The 1,253-nt window shown below is 30.3% G+C and carries 1 protein-coding gene; it reads right to left on the bottom strand.

Going from position 1 to position 1,253, the window contains the following annotated elements; genetic code table 11:
* Positions 1 to 515: 515 nt before the first annotated feature.
* On the bottom strand, positions 516 to 911 hold the full coding sequence (locus BHF71_RS10175) for a hypothetical protein (RefSeq protein WP_141705387.1): 396 nt from the start codon (positions 909 to 911) through the stop codon (positions 516 to 518).
* Between the last annotated feature and the right edge of the window lie 342 nt (positions 912 to 1,253).

Genomic DNA, 1,253 nt, shown 5'->3' with positions numbered 1-1,253 from the left:
TCACGATTTTCTTCAATAATATCATCCATTAAATTTACAACTTCGCGATTTCTTATCTTTAAAAATTCAACAAAATCTATTACTTCCCTCTTTTTATCATCAGATAAACTTTGAAAATCTTTTAGTAATTTTTCTTCTAAACTCATCTTATCCACCTCAACATTGGGATGTATTTAAATACATTATACAATAAATTCGTTTGTAAAAAAACACCAATGAAATAACTATTAGTTGTTATGTCTTATAACGATCGGTTATTCGCGACGTTCCCGAATGTTACAGGTATGTTCGAGTCTTAGATAACTCTTATCTTAGACTCGAGCGTACCGACTCGGTTCATTCGGGAATGTGTCGCCTGATTACACCTCTTCGATTTTTTTGAATCTACTTCTATTTGTCTTTTCTTCTTATCGCTTCGGGAGACCAAGGGCTTTAGACCGCAGCGTGAATATCTTGTTATACGTTGTTTGGTGCCATCTATGCTATAGCATACATGAGAATATCTTTTTCTTTTTTTAACTTATCCATAACATTTTTTCTTGCTTAATCTCCCATTTACCATTTATATACTCAAGTGTATATTCAATTGCTATTGCACCTAATCCAGATCTATATTTACTAGCTTCAATTATAGCTTCTTTATCTGTCTTCTTTTTTATGTCTTTTACTGCCAATAAGATGCCTTCTAATGAAAAAGTCTCTTCGTCAAACAGACCTTCGTTTTTTAAACCTTCAAATGACAGATTCTTAACTTCTGCGCTATACTTTTTAAAATAATTTAATAATACCTTTTTCTCTTCTTCACTTAAATCTTCCGTAACATCTGTATCAATTGATATATACTTCATTCCAGAGTTTAGTCCAGTATCTTTTTGAATTATAGCATCTAAAACAACTATGTAGATTTCCACAAGCCTTTCTGAAGGTTTAATAGTTTCATCATATAAATCCATGTAATTTTGATAAGTATCAGTATCAATATCATTATTATCAATATTTATAATTATTCAATAGCGTTGCATAAAAGTTATAGTGGTTAGTTCACACAATATTCTGAACAATATTTTCCTAAACTTCGACCAAAGAACCAGTAACCAACTAAAGGTGATCACTGTCCATTTGGCAATTATTACTATTTGATTTAATTATTCACAAAAAAACAAAACAACTTACAATAACTATTTTTATCCTGGTGCTTTAACCATTAACTTTATCCAATTATCGTATGGCTTCCAAAGTAAAATTCGTAACCA

Origin of the sequence: Vulcanibacillus modesticaldus, assembly GCF_001730235.1 — a bacterium.
GTDB classification, from domain to species: Bacteria; Bacillota; Bacilli; order Tepidibacillales; family Tepidibacillaceae; genus Vulcanibacillus; species Vulcanibacillus modesticaldus.
The sequence above is the reverse complement of the archived record's forward strand: the minus strand, read 5'-3'. Positions and strand labels throughout refer to the sequence as shown.